This is a genomic window from Novosphingobium sp., from assembly GCF_039595395.1.
Classification (GTDB): domain Bacteria; phylum Pseudomonadota; class Alphaproteobacteria; order Sphingomonadales; family Sphingomonadaceae; genus Novosphingobium.
In genome coordinates, this window is record NZ_JBCNLP010000001.1 from 3,965,175 (window position 1) to 3,979,748 (window position 14,574).

Sequence of the window (14,574 nt, forward strand, 5' to 3'; positions counted from 1 at the left end):
AGGTCGTAAACGCAAAACTTAATCACGACAGGCTGTTAGGCGCGCAACACAGCGTCCTGCTTGGCGGCGGCGGCCACCACCTTGTCGGCGATGGCCTTCAGATCGGCATCGGTGAAGCTCTTCTCGCCGGGCTGGAGGGTGATTTCGATGGCCAGACTCTTCTGTCCCTCGGGCACGCCCTGACCACGGAAGTCATCGAAGACGCGAGCGGCCACGATGGTCGCCTTGTCGGCCCCGCGCACCGCGCGCAGCACATCGCCCGCCGCGCGGCCCACCGGCACGAGGAAGGCGAAGTCGCGCTTCACCGCCTGAAGCGCGGGCGGTGCGTAGTTGACGCGGGCAAAACCGGCGGCGCCCTTCTTGGCGGGGATGGCGTCGAGATAGATCTCGGCCACCGCCACCGGCGCATCGATGTCGAAGGCCTTCAGCGTGGCGGGATGCAGCACGCCGAAACGCGCCAGCACATTCTTGGGCCCAAGGCGCAAGGTGGCCGACTGGCCGGGATGGAATTGAGGACCGGCCTCGCCCATCAGTTGCAGGCTGTCCACCGGGGCACCGGCCTGCGCCAGCAGCGCCACGGCTTCGGCCTTGGCGTCGAAAGCGTCGAAAGGCTGGGGTTTGCCGGTGGCCCAGCCGCGCGGGGTCTTTTCGCCCACCAGCACCACGGCGAGCGTCAGCTTTTCATCGCTGCGGCCATCGGCCCCGCGCAGATAACGCCGCCCGATCTCGAACAGGCGCAGGCCCGAAGCACCGCGCGCCAGATTGCGGCGAGCGGCAGACAGCAGCCCCGGCAGCAGCGAGGGGCGCATGGCCTTGAGATCCTCGCTGATCGGGTTGGACAGCACCCAGAGATCGCCAGAAGCGAAATGCTCGGCCTCGGGCACGGGCAGGAAGGACCAGGTGACGGCCTCGTTCAGACCGCGCGCGGCGGCGGCGCGGCGCACGCGGCGCTCCAGCTTCTGGGCCGGGGTGGCGGTGGGGCGGGCGACGCCATCGGCACGGGGGAGAGGCACGCTCTCCACCTTGTCGATGCCATGGATACGGACGACTTCCTCGACGATGTCGGGCGCGCCATCCACATCGGGGCGCCAGCCGGGCACGGTGACCGACCAGTCATCGGCAGCCACGAAGCCCAGAGCGGCCAGAATGCGCTTCTGCTCGTCGCCGGGGATGCTCACGCCGCCCAGCGTTTCGGCCAGCTTCGGATCATAGGCCACAACCTTGGGCGTGGCAGGCGCCTCGCCCGCGCGCACCACCTGCGAAGCCTCACCACCGCAGATCTCCAGCACCAGACCCGTCAGCAGATCGAGGCCGGTGTCGAGGAAGGCGGGATCGACGCCACGCTCGAAACGGCTGCGCGCATCCGAGGTGAGGTTCAGCTTGCGGCCCGTGGCGGCGATGCGCTCGGGGTTGAAATAGGCGATTTCCAGCAGGACGTCGGTGGTGTCGTCCGAGCAGCCCGAATGCTCGCCGCCCATGATGCCGGCGATGTCATGCACGCCAGCATCATCGGCGATCACCGTCATCCCGGCGTCGAGCGTGTATTCCTTGCCGTTGAGCGCCAGACAGACCTCACCCTCGACAGCGCGACGCGCCACCACCGGGCCGGAGAGCTTCGCCAGATCATAGGCATGCGCCGGGCGGCCATAGGTCAGCATCACCAGATTGGTGATGTCCACCAGCGCCGAGATCGGGCGCTGGCCAGCGCTCTTGAGGCGCTCCTGCAGCCAGTCCGGGCTGGGGCCGTTCTTCACGCCCTTGATGACGCGACCATAAAAGGCCGGGCAGGCTTCTGCGTCCTGCGTGGCGATTGCCACCGGGCAGGGATAGCTGCCAGCGATGCCGGGCGCGGCGATGGGCTTGAGCGTGCCCAGACCAACCGCCGCCAGATCGCGCGCAATGCCATAGACGCCCATGCAATCCGGGCGGTTGGGGGTGATGGCGATGTCGAACACCGGATCGGCGCCGTGGTACTCGGCGAAAGCGGTGCCCACGGGCGCGTCTTCGGGCAGTTCGATGATGCCGTCATGGCCCTCGCCCAGCTCCAGCTCGCGCATGGAACACATCATGCCGTTCGATTCGGTGCCGCGCACGGCGGCCACCTTCAGCACCATGCCATTGGCGGGCACGACAGCGCCGGGCAGGCCCAGCACGCCAACCAGACCGGCCCGCGCATTGGGCGCGCCGCAGACGACCTGCAGGGGGTCGCCCTCGCCGGTGTCGACAGTCAGCACCTGCAGCTTGTCGGCATTGGGATGCTGCGCGGCGGTGAGGATCTTCGCCACGCGGAAGCCCTTCAGCTTCTGCGCCGGGTCCTCGATACCCTCAACTTCCAGACCGACGGCGTTCAACCCATCGGAAATCTGCTGGACGCTGGCATCGGTGTCGAGATGGGCCTTGAGCCACGAGAGAGAGAATTTCATGTGGTCCAGCCCTTCTTATGCGTTCACACCGACGCCGCCCGACAGGGTCGGCACGTCCAGCGCGGAGAAGCCGTAATGGCTCAGCCAGCGCGCATCGCCATCGAAGAAGGCCCGCAAATCGTTCATCCCATATTTCAGCATGGCGAGGCGATCGACGCCCACGCCAAAGGCAAAGCCCTGCCATTCCGCCGGATCATAGCCGCCCGCGCGCAGCACATGGGCATTGACCATGCCGCTGCCCAGCAGTTCCATCCACGAATGGCCCTCTGCATCGCCGCTGCCGCCAACCACGCGGCGGCCATCCTGCCATGAATAGCCCGTATCGACCTCGACCGAGGGCTCGGTGAAGGGGAAGTAGCTGGGGCGCAGACGCAGCAAGATGTCCTCGCGCTCGAAGAAGGCCTTGAGCAGCGTTTCCAGAGTCCACTTCAGGTGACCCAGATGGATGTCCTTGCCGATCACCAGACCTTCGATCTGATGGAACATCGGCGTGTGGGTGGCATCGGAATCGCTGCGATAGACGCGGCCCGGCGCGATGATGCGCAGCGGCTGGTTGCCGCCCGCCGCCAGCATGGCGCGGATCTGCACTGGGCTGGTATGGGTGCGCAGCACCATCTCGCGGCCCTCTGCCGTCAGGTCGGGCAGATAGAAGGTGTCATGCATCGCGCGCGCCGGATGGCTCTCGGGCATGTTGAGCGCGGTGAAATTGTGCCAGTCGTCCTCGATCTCCGGCCCGCTGGCGACGGCGAAGCCCAGATCGGCGAAGATCTCGGCCAGCTCGTCCATCACCTGGCTGACGGGGTGGACGCTGCCCAATGGCGCCTCGGGCGCGGGCAGACTAAGGTCGATGGTCTCGGCGGCCAGCTTGCGCTCCAGCGCGGCGGCCTCCAGCTTGGCCTTGCCTTCGGCCAGCGCATCGGTAACGCTGCTGCGCAAAGCCTGAATCGCCACGCCCTGCGTCTGGCGTTCTTCCGGGCTCATCGCGCCCAGCGTCTTCATCAGGCCCGAGATCGAGCCTTGCTTGCCCAGAAACTCGACCCGCAGCGCCTCGAGAGCGTCGAGATCAGTCGCTGCGGCAATCTTGCCCAGCGCTTGCGTTCCAAGAGCATCCAAATCGATCATCAGCCTGTCCGGTATTGTGCGGGAGCGGAAAGCCCCCTGTTTCAGCCGGGCTCCTTAAGCCGCCCGGCCAGACAGCGCAATCCATTAGGGTCGGGCCTTTCCGCTTCAGCGTCCGCTGCCGCGCTGGCCATCGGGCGTATCGAGCGCCTGCATCGCCGCGCCCGCCAGCCGGGCGCGCTCGTTGACGATAGCGTCGAGGATCGGATGCTCCAGCTTGCCATATTGGCGCGGGGTCATGCCCATGAACTCGCGGAACTCGCGCACGAATTGCGCCTGGTCGTGGTAATGCCCGTCAAGCGCGCCGATCCACTTGAGCGAAGGGTCGAGCATGTACTGCGAGAGACTGCGGATAAACCGCTGGCGCCGCAGCAGCAACTTGGGCGAGAAGCCGAAGGCCCGCGCGCAGGCCCGCTCCACCGTGCGGTCGCTGGCACCGACCCGCTCGGCCAGTTGCGAGACGGTGGAAACGTCGGGATCGACCAGCGCGGTGTGCACCGCCATGATCCGCTCCTCATCGGCCAGAGACTCGCCCGCGCGGCTCAGGAAATGGGCGGAGATGCGAGCCAGCTCGCCCTCCACATCAGGCTCCGCCCCGAAGAGCGTGTCGGCCAGCGGGCGGAAGGCCGCGAAGGCCTCATGCTCCTGCCCATCGACCACCGCATCGGCCAGCGCATCGGCCGGAGCGGCGACGAACTTGGCCCAGCCCAGCGGCATCAGCCCGATGCCCCAGATACGGCACGTGCCGACCTCGAAGCGAAGCGCCCGGCCACTGGGACCGGTGGCCGCGAAATCGACCTTGTCGATCGCCTGACCAACATGATTTTCCGCCGACAGTCGCTCACCCGAATGGAAACGCAGATTGGCCCATTCCGGATGTAGGTAATCCACCGCGCGCCCACCTTCGGGCACGTCGATCTCGGCTAGGTAAAATGTCGTAAAATACCGACTCAGTTCAGCGGGGGGCCGAAAGAAACGAACTTGTACTTGGCAGGCGCGCGACATCCGAAAAACTCCTTGGTTTTTCTTATGACGCCTGCCGTGTCAGGATTTTCAACAAATTGCAACAAATTCAACAATAAGAAAAGGCGCCGATCCGGAGGGATCGACGCCTTTGATCTTTTTTGCCAGCGGAAGCTGCCAAAGCAGCCCCCTCTGCCCTGCAACTTACGCGGCGGGAAGAGCAGCCTTCGCCTGAGCGATGACGGCGGTGAACACGCCACCTTCGTTCATCGCCAGGTCGGCCATGGCCTTGCGGTCCAGCTCGATGCCAGCCAGCTTCACGCCATGGATGAACTGCGAATAGGTCAGGCCTTCAGCGCGGACAGCCGCGTTGATACGCGTGATCCACAGGGCGCGGAAGGTGCGCTTCTTGATCTTGCGATCGCGGTAAGCGTACTGACCGGCCTTTTCGACGGCCTGACGAGCGACGCGGATCGTATTCTTGCGGCGGCCGCGGTAACCCTTGGCCTGCTCCAGAATGTTCTTATGCTTGGCGCGGGTGGTAACACCCCTCTTGACACGTGCCATACTTCAGTACTCCTCAGTTCAGCCCGTAGGGCGCCCACTTCTTGATCACCTTCGCATCGGCGTCGGAGATCACTTCGGTGCCGCGGTTCTGGCGGATGTACTTGGCGTTATGGCTCATGAGGCGGTGACGCTTGCCAGCGACGCCGTGCTTCACCTTGCCGGTGGCGGTGAGCTTGAAGCGCTTTTTCACGCCGCTCTTGGTCTTGAGCTTGGGCATTTTCGACTCCTTGCGTTCGCAGCTCGGTCAGCTCGCCGTGGCAGCCCTTGATGGCCAGGCGGGCCGACGAATCTCCGTGAAGAGACTCATCCGAGCCGGTTGAAGCGCGGGCCCTTACGGACAAAGCGTCGACTTGGCAAGCGAAGGAGTCGGTTGCCTGCATTTTCAGCGCGGTGCCAGCCCTCTCCCCCGGCCCGGCTACCCTAACGGTGGTATCCTATGGGTGGCCGGGCCGGGGGAGAGGGCTGGCACCGCTAAAATCCGGCCCTTCCGCCGGATTTTCAAACAGACTCAAAACCCTACTCAGCTCACCGCAGTTTCTGCGAATGACATGCAAAAACCATTGCCAATGCGAACGCTTCGCATTAGAGAGGGCCCAACACCTGATCTGCGGGCCATGCCATGTATATCTGCATCTGCAATGCCATTCGTGAAAAAGACCTGCGCTGCGCCGCGCGTTGCCAGGGCGGCGACGCCGAAACGCTGTATGAAGCGATGGGCCATACCCCTCGCTGCTGCCAGTGCCTTCACGATGCCGATGTGATTGTGGCCAATGAAAGGGCGTCCGTCGCGGTCTGAGGGGCGGACCTTCCCCCTCATAACGCTCTGAGATTCCAGCAGGGTGGATCGCTCCGCCCTGTTTTGTCGTGCCCGCAGCTTGCCCTTATCGGTCAACAGGTTCATAGCCCGGTCAACCCACCGCACCGCATTCCTGTTGGAGACACACCATGAAGGGTGACGAAAAGGTCATCGAATATCTGAACAAGGCGCTCTACAACGAGCTGACCGCGATCAATCAGTATTGGCTGCATTATCGCCTGTTCGATCACTGGGGCATCCATAAGCTGGCCCAGTTCGAGCGCCACGAATCGATCGACGAGATGAAGCACGCCGACAAGCTCGCCGACCGCATCCTGTTCCTCGACGGCCTGCCCAACTTCCAGCACCTGGGCCGCCTGCGCGTGGGCGAGAACACCGAGGAAATCATCAAGGCCGACCTGGCGCTTGAGATGGACGCGATTCCCCTGCTGAAGGAAGCCATCGAATATTCGGAAAGCGTGCGCGACTTCATCAGCCGCGACCTGTTCCAGAAGATCCTCGAAAGCGAGGAAGAGCATGTCGACACGCTGGAAACCCAGCTCGACATGATCGCCAACATGGGCATCCAGAACTACATCCAGCTCAACAGCGAACCCGCTCAGGAAAGCTGAAGCCCTGATGCCGGTGTCGGGGTGCCAGACCTCGGGCACCGGTAGGGTTTAAAAGGATAGATGCGAGGGGGTTACCCCCTCGCGCTCCCATAACGTCTCCCGACGCAATGGCAGTGGCCCCCAACCGGGCGCCTGACCTAGCCGCCGCGATAAGAGGTCTCGCCGCTCCGCGCGAGGAAAGCGGCAAAATCCCCATCTTCCAGCGCCACGGCGCCCGCAGGCAACGCGCCCTGCCAGACATAGGCTTGCGCCCGCACCGCTCCCGAAGCCAGCGTGACCGTGATCGGCAAGCGCCGATAAGCCTCACCCTCATAGCGATCCATCGCCGCCAGCATCGCCACATCGAAGATTGCCAGCGGGCGATGCAACATCCCCGTCACCCTGCCCTCACCCGGCAGCAATGCGGGATACCAGCCCTCAGGGTCAGGAACCGCCCAGAGGCGCCCCTGCGCCCAGCCCTTCTCCCCTTCCGCCAGCGCCGTATGCCATACGCGCGCCAGCGGATGGTCGATCCCCGCCATCAAAGTGCCATAGAAAAAGAAGGCAGGCGGGATCATCAACCCCGCACTCCCTGCTTCAAGGGGCCATCAATGGTGATGGCCGCCCATCAGCGCCTCGACCACATCGTCCTGCCGCGCCGGATCGCCCAGCGCCAGCACATGGCCGCTCGATCCGACATGCAGCGGATCGCCATTCCAGTCGCACATCAGGCCACCCGCGCCTTCCACCACCGGAACCAGAGCAGCCCAGTCATGCAGGTTGAGGTTCGCCTCACAGACGATATCCAGATGACCGCTCGCCAGCATGGCGTAATTGTAGCAGTCGCCGCCCATCACCATGCGGCGATAATCGGTCTTGCTGGCCAGCTGCATGAAATGGTCGCCATCATGCTGGCTGAAATAATGCGGCCCGGTGGTGGCGATGGTCGCATCGGCCAAGGTGCGGCAGGAACGCGTCTTCACCGGCTGGCCATTGAACAGCGTCGGCTTGCCCGAGGCGCCGATCCAGCGCTCCCCCGCGATAGGCTGGTCGATCACGCCCATCACCGGCCAACCCTCGACCACCAATGCGATCAGCGTGCCGAAGATCGCGCGCCCGGCCAGAAAGCCTGCCGTGCCATCGATGGGGTCCAGCACCCAGCTACGGCCCGAGGTGCCCTCATCCGTACCGAACTCCTCGCCGATCACCGTGTCCTGCGGGCGTTCAGCCTTGAGAATGCGGCGCATGGCCTCCTCGGCGGCGCGGTCTGCAAGCGTTACCGGGCTGGCATCGGCCTTGCGCTCGGTGGCGACGCCGCTGCGGAAATGGGGGCGGATCGCCTCGCCAGCCGCCTCGGCCAGGCGCTGGGCAAGGGCAATATCGTCATCGAGTCGAAGAATGGGGGGCATCAGAAGGCATCCTGCTCGCAAAAAGTCAGCCGGGGATCACCGCATGAGCACGCACGGGGAAAGTCCCCATGCCCTTCACGCGGGGCGGCGGCGCGTTGAAGACAAAGCCTTCATCGGGCAGAGCGTCAAGCCCGGTCAGATGCTCGACGATGGGAATTCCGGCGCGCAGCAGGATGCTGTGGACGGGCCGTGCCTTCCCTGCGGTGTCATCGATGTTGTGGGAATCGATCCCCACCAGCGCCACACCGGAATCGCGCAGGAAGGTGGCGCCCTCGGCGGTGAGGAAGGGATGGCCCGCAAGGTAAGTCTCGCTGCGCCAGTGCCTGTCCCATCCGGTGTGGACCAGCACAGCCTTGCCCTTCACATCCAGCCCGGCAAAAGCCTCCGGCCCGATGGCGGGGCCTTCATGGCGCACCACCAGACCGGGCAGGTTGGTCACCTGCTCCAGCCCCACGCCGCACAGATCGGCGCCATCGGCCCAGCGATGGAAGGGCGTGTCGAGATAGGTGCCGGTGTTGGCCACCATATCGATCCGCCCGATCTGGAAGGTGGTGTCGCCCTCATACAGCCCCAGCGAGGCCTCGCGCGCCAGAAAGTCGCAGATCACCGGGCCGGGCACGCCCTTATAGGTGACCATGCCCTCTTCAATCACATGGTTCAACTCAACCAGACGCTGCGTCGAACCATTCATGATTGTTTTCCTTAGTCAAAAAGGCTGGATACCGAGCTTTCGTCAGCGATACGGCGCATCGCCTCGCCGATCAACGGGGCGATGGTCAGGATACGGATGCGGTCGGAATCGCGGGTGGCTTCGGTGGCCAGAATGGAGTCGGTGATCACCAGCTCCTTGAGCGCGGAATTGGTCACGCGGCTGACGGCGGCGCCGGTCAGCACGCCATGGCTGATGTAGGCGGTGACGCTGGCCGCGCCCGCATCCATCAGCGCCTGAGCCGCGTTGCACAGCGTGCCGCCCGAATCGATGATGTCATCGATCATGATGCAGGTGCGGCCCTTCACATCGCCGATGATGTTCATCACCTCGCTCTGGCCGGGCTTGTCGCGACGCTTGTCGACGATCGCCAACGGAGCGTTGTTGAGGCGCTTGGCCAGCGCGCGGGCGCGCACCACGCCGCCCACGTCGGGCGAGACGACCATCAGCTCACCATCGCCATAGCGGGCCTGAATGTCGGCGGCCATGGTGGGGGCGGCATAGAGATTGTCGGTCGGGATGTCGAAGAAGCCCTGGATCTGCCCGGCGTGCAGATCGACCGCCAGCACGCGGTCGGCGCCCGCCGTGGTGATCAGATTCGCCACCAGCTTGGCCGAGATCGGGGTGCGCGGTCCGGGCTTGCGGTCCTGACGGGCATAGCCGAAATAGGGCATCACCGCGGTGATCCGCTTGGCCGAGGCGCGGCGCAGCGCATCGATGCAGATCAGCAGCTCCATCAGATTGTCGTTCGTCGGATAGCTGGTCGACTGGACGACGAAGACATCCTCGCCGCGCACATTCTCGTTGATCTCGACGAAGACTTCCTCGTCGGCGAAACGGCGCACGCTGGCGTTGGTCAGCGGGATTTCCAGATAGGCGGCAATGGCACGGGCCAGAGGCAGGTTGCTGTTGCCGGTCATGATCTTCATCGCGCGGAGCCCTTTGTGTCCAGAACGTCGTGGCGATTCCAGCCGGGGAAACCGCCGCAGGGGATGCTTTGCGCGCCCCCTTAACCGAAGGTCATACGAATGCAACATCCGCCTTGAGCCAAAGCGCCCTTTTGAGCCACTTCGCGCCAAGGGGTGGCAGACAGGACACGCCCGGAGCTTCGCGCCCTGCCCTCACACCTTAATCGTGCTTGCGATGCTCGCCCTTCACCCAGCGCACCGTGCCGCTGCTGGCGCGCATCACCACGCTTTCGGTGGTCATGGTCCCGCCGCGACGATGCTTCACACCCGAAAGCAGCGAACCGTCGGTGACGCCGGTGGCGGCAAAGATGCAGTCGCCCTTGGCCAGTTCCTCAAGCTGATAGATCTTGTTCAGGTCCTCGATGCCCCATTTGCGGGCGCGGGCCTTCTCATCCTCATTGCGGAACAGCAGGCGCCCATTGAACTGACCGCCCACGCAGCGCAGGGCCGCCGCCGCCAGCACGCCCTCGGGCGCGCCGCCGCTGCCCATATAGATGTCGATGCCGGTGTCCTCATCGGTGGTGGCGATCACGCCCGCCACATCGCCATCGGGGATGAGCTGAATGCCGCAACCGATGCCACGCAGCTCCTCGATCAGCGCGGCATGGCGCGGACGGTCAAGCACGCAGACGATGATCTCGTCGGGCTTCACGCCCTTGGCTGCGGCCACCGCCTGCACATTTTCGGTGGGCGTCCTGTCGAGGCTGATGATGCCCTTGGGATAGTTGGGGCCGACCGCCAGCTTGTCCATATAGACGTCCGGCGCGTTGAGCAGATTGCCCTCTTCCGCGCAGGCCAGCACGGCCAGAGCGTTGGGACCGGCCTTGGCGGTGATGGTCGTGCCCTCCAGCGGGTCGAGCGCGATGTCGATCTTGGGCCCCACACCCTGCGCCGCGCCGACCTTCTCGCCGATGAAGAGCATCGGGGCCTCGTCACGCTCGCCCTCGCCGATCACCACCGTGCCGTCCATATAGAGCTCGTTGAGCGCGGCGCGCATCGCCTCCACGGCGGCGGCATCGGCGGCCTTCTCGTCACCCCGGCCGATCAGCTTGGCGGCGGAGATCGCCGCGGCCTCGGTCACCCGCACCATTTCGAGCACGAGAACGCGGTCGAGAACCTTGCTGGCCGGAGTTGAGGTCATATCTTTCGGAATCCTTTGCGATTGATGCCCTTGTAGGGCCATTTTCTTGACAGATCGGACCAAAACCGCGCCCGGAACTGCTATGAATACCTATGCGGCGGCTCACTTAGCCATCGAGACCCCATTTGTCGAGCCAATGCCGCACGGGAGGATGACGCACGAAAAAGGGCGGTTGAAGGCATCCCCTCACCCGCCCCGTTTTCCCGGCGCTTTCGCGCGATCAGTCGTTGAGGATATGCAGCACCAGCGGCGGCTGGGTCAGGCTGGTCGAACCATCGAGCAGCGCCAGCGCCTTGGTCACCGCCGCCTCCGGCCCTTCATGCGTGACCATCGCCACCAGCACGCCATCGTCCGCCGCATGGCCTTTCTGGATCAGGCTTTCGATGGAGACACCTGCATCGCGCATCGCGGCGGTGATCTCGGCCAGCACGCCGGGACGATCCGCGACGATAAAGCGGATGTAGCTGCGGCCCGAACGATGGTCCGCCGGGGCCGGCGCCATCGCCTCCAGCTCGGCGACCGAGATCGAGAAGCTCATGTCCGCCTCAAAGCCGGTGTCCATGCCGCGCGCGATGTCGATGATGTCGGCCACCACGGCGCTGGCGGTGGGGCCATCGCCCGCGCCCGCGCCCTGGAACAGCAGACGGCCCGAGAAATTGCCCTCGACCACCACCGCATTGGTGGCGCCATCGACATGGGCCAGCAGATTGTCGCGCGGCACCAGATGCGGTTGCACGCGCTGGAACAACCGTGCCTTGCCGTTCGGCCCCACATCGCTCTCGGCCATGCCGATCAGGCGGATGATGTAGCCCAGTGCCTCGGCCTCGGCGATATCCGCCGCCGAGATGCGGCTGATCCCGCTGGTGTCGACCGAGGCGAAATCGATCTGCGACCCAAAGGCGATCGCCGAGAGGATCGAGAGCTTGTGCGCCGCATCGGTCCCCTCGATGTCGAAGGTGGGATCGGCCTCGGCATAGCCCTTTTTCTGGGCCTCGCTCAGCACATCGGCGAAGCTGCGGCCCGTGTCCTCCATGGTCGAGAGGATATAATTGCAGGTGCCGTTGAGGATGCCATAGATCCGCTCGACCTTGTTGGCCGCCGCACCCTCACGCAAGCCCTTGATGACCGGGATGCCGCCCGCCACCGCCGCCTCGAAACGCAGCGCCACGCCCTTGGCCTCGGCGGTGCCCGCCAGCTCCATGCCATGATGCGCGATCATCGCCTTGTTCGCGGTGACCAGCGCCTTGCCATGCTTGATGGCATTGCGCGCCAGAGTCAGCGCCGGGCCGTCCGAGCCGCCCACCAGCTCGACCACCACATCGACATCCTCACGGGCGGCCATGGCCGTCATGTCGTCTTCCCACGCGAAGCGCGAAAGATCGACGCCGCGATCCTTGCTGCGGTCGCGCGCGCTGATGGCGGTAATCTGCACCGGTCTGCCCGCCCGCCGCGCAATCAGGTCGGCGTTGGCCTCCACCAGACGAATGACGCCCGCGCCCACCGTGCCCAGCCCGGCCAGCGCAATGCGCAGCGGCGGACGGCGAGTGGAAGCAACGGCAGCATTGGTCAGGTCGGACATGGTATCCCCTTTGGTTTCAGGGGTGGGCCCTAATCGTCCGGGGCTGGGTTCGCAATGTTATAGTTTCTTGGGAGGGTGCAAGAAGGAAGCAAAGTTGCGAGGGGGTTACCCCCTCGCGCTCCCATGACGTCTTCCGACGATTGGGCAGTGGCTCCCGGTCGTGGCGCATAACTCTCCAACAGCGCAACGAAAAGGCGCCGCAGGCAAAAAACCCCGGCGCCCTCTATCGTTTGAAAGCCTGCGGCGCAGCAAACTTTGCGCAAGGCCGAACCCGAAGCACAACGCAGACATTAAAGGGAGCGCGAGGGCGATGGCCCTCGCACTTATCCCTTCAACTCCTTAATGCCCCCGAGCCCGCTCACACGGCCCCAGATCGTGAAGGATATTCTCGTAATCGACGGCAGCCTGCACCCGGTCGTCATTGTTGTCCGAGACATTCACCCCATTCGGCAGCGAGCGGGGCAGTCCGCAGGCCAGACGATACCAGGGCAACGTATCGGGCACGGGCGGGCGACCGCGCGCATCGACCACCTCGGAGAAGGAAACGCTCCAGTTCGTCGGCTGGCCGGGCTTGTGAAGCACCGTGATCGTCGCGGGCTGACCGTTGGCGGTGGAGAGGAACAGTTGCGTCTCGCCCTCGCCCACCAGATTGCCGGGCTCGAACAGCGCCTGGGTCACGCCATTGATGCGCGGCGGGGCGTCGCTGGCACCCAGTTCGCTGAGCAGCGAGCGGACCCGCACATCGAGATCCTGATTCCAGATCAGTTGGGCGTCGGGCGCGACAAGCTGCACCTCATCCGACCCGGCCTTGCCTCGGGCGAAGAGCAGCACCGACAGCTTCTTGTAAGGCGGCACCTTGCCCTTGGGGCCCAGTGGCACATCGGCCAGATAGCGGATTAGCATGCCCTGCGGCACCATGCCGCGCAACGCGCCCGAAGCGACCGCCTCGACATAGAGCCGTCCCCAGCCGGGACGCACATCGGGCGCGCGGGCGGCGGGCAGCAGATCGGCGTTGCGAATCTCAGCGCGGATCACCAGCGGGGCCGAATCAGCCAGATCGACAAGGTCGGCGTAATGCAGCGCGGGAGCGGCAGGCGGCGGCGCGGCTAGGGCATTTGCCCCATGCGGCTGAATCAGCGCCAAAACGCCCGCCAGAGCGGCCAGACCAGTCCACCGCGACATTCCCATGCAAGGCAACTCCAGTATTATCAGGAAATTAGCACCTTCGGCCCTGACTAGACCACAGGGTGGTCGGCCAGCAAGAGCCGATCCTATATGAATTTTCTCTTAAGGCCACGCCCTAGCCGATTAAGGCGTTGCACGAGCCGACCGGGCCGGTTAAAGCACCGGTAATCAGGGGCCAGCCGATAACAAGGCCCATATATGCCATGTCCGCCAAGTCGCAAGGTGTTGCCTTGCAGCAAGGCGGAATATTGCATTTCCGGAAACTTCCGGCAGGGTGGAAAAACAGTTTTTTGCCATGGATGCGCACAGGGACATTCAGCCCTGCGCGTGCACATGGCTGCGCCGGGATATTCCCGGGGTTGTGATGGAGTGATGCGTCTGAATGGCCTACGCTGATCAACAGATGAGCGGTAATCGTATTACCGCGCTTGTCATCGTTGCCTTGATTCACGTCGCAATCGGCTATGCTCTGATCTCCGGTCTTGCCTACGAAGGTATCAAGGCCGTGGTGAAGAAAGTGACCACTGTGGACGTCAAGGAAGAGAAAAAACCGGAGCCGCCGCCGCCGCCTCCCAAGCAGGATACGCCGCCGCCGCCCATCGTGGCGCCGCCGCCGCCTGTGAACGTGAACGTGACGCCGCCTCCGATCCAGACGGTTCTGACACCGCCGCCGCCGGCTCCGCCGCCGCCGCCGGTGCTCATTGCCGCGCCTCCGGCTCCGCCGCCGCCGCCGGCCCCCAAGGGTCCTGCCACGCAGGCTCAGCCCAAGGGCGATCCCAGTCAGTGGGTGACGCCTGAGGACTATCCCTCGGGTCCGCTGCGCGAGGGCGCTCAGGGTGTGACCGGCTTCCGCGTCACCATCGACGCGAGCGGCAAGGTCTCGGGTTGCGAGGTCACCAGTTCGAGCGGCAATGACCAGCTCGACAAGGCGACCTGCCAGTATGTGACGCGCCGCGCGCGTTTCAAGCCGGCAGCAGATCCCGATGGCCACGCCATGGCCGGCAGCTATGCCAGCCGCGTGAAGTGGGTCGTCCCCAAGGACTGATTTCTTCTTCCCAAAACGACGGGCACCATCAGGCACGCCTGTCGGTCTACATTAATCAA

The 14,574-nt window shown here is 64.6% G+C and carries 15 protein-coding genes; 3 read left to right on the forward strand and 12 right to left on the reverse strand.

Features of this window, described 5'->3' with window-relative positions; all coding sequences use genetic code 11:
* Nucleotides 1-35: 35 nt before the first annotated feature.
* The 5 genes from pheT to rpmI form a co-directional block, all read right to left on the reverse strand.
* On the reverse strand, nucleotides 36-2,423 hold the full coding sequence (pheT, locus tag ABDW49_RS18080; RefSeq protein WP_343613645.1) for a phenylalanine--tRNA ligase subunit beta: 2,388 nt from the start codon (nucleotides 2,421-2,423) through the stop codon (nucleotides 36-38).
* Between the two features lie 15 nt (nucleotides 2,424-2,438).
* Complete coding sequence (gene pheS / locus ABDW49_RS18085) at nucleotides 2,439-3,545, reverse strand: phenylalanine--tRNA ligase subunit alpha (RefSeq protein WP_343613646.1); 1,107 nt, start codon at nucleotides 3,543-3,545, stop codon at nucleotides 2,439-2,441.
* A 105-nt stretch (nucleotides 3,546-3,650) separates the two neighbouring features.
* A complete protein-coding gene (locus ABDW49_RS18090) occupies nucleotides 3,651-4,433 on the reverse strand; it encodes a helix-turn-helix domain-containing protein (RefSeq protein WP_343613648.1) in 783 nt (260 codons plus the stop codon).
* Between the two features lie 276 nt (nucleotides 4,434-4,709).
* The gene (rplT, locus tag ABDW49_RS18095; protein WP_343613650.1) at nucleotides 4,710-5,072 is read right to left on the reverse strand and encodes a 50S ribosomal protein L20; all 363 of its coding nucleotides are present in this window, start codon (nucleotides 5,070-5,072) and stop codon (nucleotides 4,710-4,712) included.
* Nucleotides 5,073-5,085: 13 nt separating this feature from the next.
* The gene (gene rpmI / locus ABDW49_RS18100; RefSeq protein ID WP_068094383.1) at nucleotides 5,086-5,289 is read right to left on the reverse strand and encodes a 50S ribosomal protein L35; all 204 of its coding nucleotides are present in this window, start codon (nucleotides 5,287-5,289) and stop codon (nucleotides 5,086-5,088) included.
* Between the two features lie 402 nt (nucleotides 5,290-5,691).
* On the opposite strand from rpmI, the gene ABDW49_RS18105 reads away from it, so the two are divergent.
* Both ABDW49_RS18105 and bfr read left to right on the forward strand, forming a co-directional pair.
* On the forward strand, nucleotides 5,692-5,868 hold the full coding sequence (locus ABDW49_RS18105; protein ID WP_343613652.1) for a ferredoxin: 177 nt from the start codon (nucleotides 5,692-5,694) through the stop codon (nucleotides 5,866-5,868).
* A gap of 149 nt (nucleotides 5,869-6,017) precedes the next feature.
* Nucleotides 6,018-6,500 carry a bacterioferritin gene (bfr, locus tag ABDW49_RS18110; RefSeq protein ID WP_343613654.1) on the forward strand — a complete coding sequence of 161 codons (483 nt, stop codon included), beginning with the start codon at nucleotides 6,018-6,020 and terminating at the stop codon, nucleotides 6,498-6,500.
* Between the two features lie 137 nt (nucleotides 6,501-6,637).
* Here the strand turns inward: bfr and ABDW49_RS18115 are convergent, their stop codons facing one another.
* From ABDW49_RS18115 to ABDW49_RS18145, 7 genes are all read right to left on the reverse strand, one after another.
* Nucleotides 6,638-7,057 carry a gamma-glutamylcyclotransferase family protein gene (locus tag ABDW49_RS18115; protein ID WP_343613657.1) on the reverse strand — a complete coding sequence of 140 codons (420 nt, stop codon included), beginning with the start codon at nucleotides 7,055-7,057 and terminating at the stop codon, nucleotides 6,638-6,640.
* Nucleotides 7,058-7,087: 30 nt separating this feature from the next.
* Nucleotides 7,088-7,888 (reverse strand): inositol monophosphatase family protein, encoded by an 801-nt coding sequence (locus ABDW49_RS18120; RefSeq protein ID WP_343613659.1) that lies wholly within the window; start codon nucleotides 7,886-7,888, stop codon nucleotides 7,088-7,090.
* A 25-nt stretch (nucleotides 7,889-7,913) separates the two neighbouring features.
* The gene (locus tag ABDW49_RS18125; protein WP_343613660.1) at nucleotides 7,914-8,579 is read right to left on the reverse strand and encodes a cyclase family protein; all 666 of its coding nucleotides are present in this window, start codon (nucleotides 8,577-8,579) and stop codon (nucleotides 7,914-7,916) included.
* Nucleotides 8,580-8,590: 11 nt separating this feature from the next.
* The gene (locus ABDW49_RS18130; protein WP_343613661.1) at nucleotides 8,591-9,526 is read right to left on the reverse strand and encodes a ribose-phosphate pyrophosphokinase; all 936 of its coding nucleotides are present in this window, start codon (nucleotides 9,524-9,526) and stop codon (nucleotides 8,591-8,593) included.
* Between the two features lie 199 nt (nucleotides 9,527-9,725).
* Nucleotides 9,726-10,706 carry a class II fructose-bisphosphatase gene (gene glpX, locus ABDW49_RS18135; RefSeq protein ID WP_343613663.1) on the reverse strand — a complete coding sequence of 327 codons (981 nt, stop codon included), beginning with the start codon at nucleotides 10,704-10,706 and terminating at the stop codon, nucleotides 9,726-9,728.
* Between the two features lie 220 nt (nucleotides 10,707-10,926).
* Nucleotides 10,927-12,285, reverse strand: a complete 1,359-nt coding sequence (locus ABDW49_RS18140; RefSeq protein WP_343613665.1) for a homoserine dehydrogenase — start codon at nucleotides 12,283-12,285, stop codon at nucleotides 10,927-10,929.
* A 339-nt stretch (nucleotides 12,286-12,624) separates the two neighbouring features.
* Nucleotides 12,625-13,473, reverse strand: coding sequence for a hypothetical protein (locus ABDW49_RS18145; protein ID WP_343613666.1), 849 nt, complete (start codon nucleotides 13,471-13,473; stop codon nucleotides 12,625-12,627).
* Nucleotides 13,474-13,873: 400 nt separating this feature from the next.
* Here ABDW49_RS18145 and ABDW49_RS18150 point away from each other — a divergent pair, with 400 nt between their 5' ends.
* Nucleotides 13,874-14,515 (forward strand): energy transducer TonB, encoded by a 642-nt coding sequence (locus tag ABDW49_RS18150; RefSeq protein WP_343613667.1) that lies wholly within the window; start codon nucleotides 13,874-13,876, stop codon nucleotides 14,513-14,515.
* The last annotated feature ends 59 nt before the right edge of the window (nucleotides 14,516-14,574 follow it).

Coding starts and splice junctions, on each gene's coding strand:
- ABDW49_RS18145 (WP_343613666.1), bottom strand. CDS start 13,473: ATGGGAATGTCGCGGTGGACTGGTCTGGCCGCTCTGGCGGGCGTTTTG.
- rpmI (WP_068094383.1), bottom strand. CDS start 5,289: ATGCCCAAGCTCAAGACCAAGAGCGGCGTGAAAAAGCGCTTCAAGCTC.
- ABDW49_RS18150 (WP_343613667.1), top strand. CDS start 13,874: ATGAGCGGTAATCGTATTACCGCGCTTGTCATCGTTGCCTTGATTCAC.
- ABDW49_RS18105 (WP_343613652.1), top strand. CDS start 5,692: ATGTATATCTGCATCTGCAATGCCATTCGTGAAAAAGACCTGCGCTGC.
- glpX (WP_343613663.1), bottom strand. CDS start 10,706: ATGACCTCAACTCCGGCCAGCAAGGTTCTCGACCGCGTTCTCGTGCTC.
- ABDW49_RS18125 (WP_343613660.1), bottom strand. CDS start 8,579: ATGAATGGTTCGACGCAGCGTCTGGTTGAGTTGAACCATGTGATTGAA.
- pheT (WP_343613645.1), bottom strand. CDS start 2,423: ATGAAATTCTCTCTCTCGTGGCTCAAGGCCCATCTCGACACCGATGCC.
- ABDW49_RS18140 (WP_343613665.1), bottom strand. CDS start 12,285: ATGTCCGACCTGACCAATGCTGCCGTTGCTTCCACTCGCCGTCCGCCG.
- pheS (WP_343613646.1), bottom strand. CDS start 3,545: ATGATCGATTTGGATGCTCTTGGAACGCAAGCGCTGGGCAAGATTGCC.
- ABDW49_RS18115 (WP_343613657.1), bottom strand. CDS start 7,057: ATGATCCCGCCTGCCTTCTTTTTCTATGGCACTTTGATGGCGGGGATC.
- ABDW49_RS18130 (WP_343613661.1), bottom strand. CDS start 9,526: ATGAAGATCATGACCGGCAACAGCAACCTGCCTCTGGCCCGTGCCATT.
- bfr (WP_343613654.1), top strand. CDS start 6,018: ATGAAGGGTGACGAAAAGGTCATCGAATATCTGAACAAGGCGCTCTAC.
- ABDW49_RS18120 (WP_343613659.1), bottom strand. CDS start 7,888: ATGCCCCCCATTCTTCGACTCGATGACGATATTGCCCTTGCCCAGCGC.
- rplT (WP_343613650.1), bottom strand. CDS start 5,072: ATGGCACGTGTCAAGAGGGGTGTTACCACCCGCGCCAAGCATAAGAAC.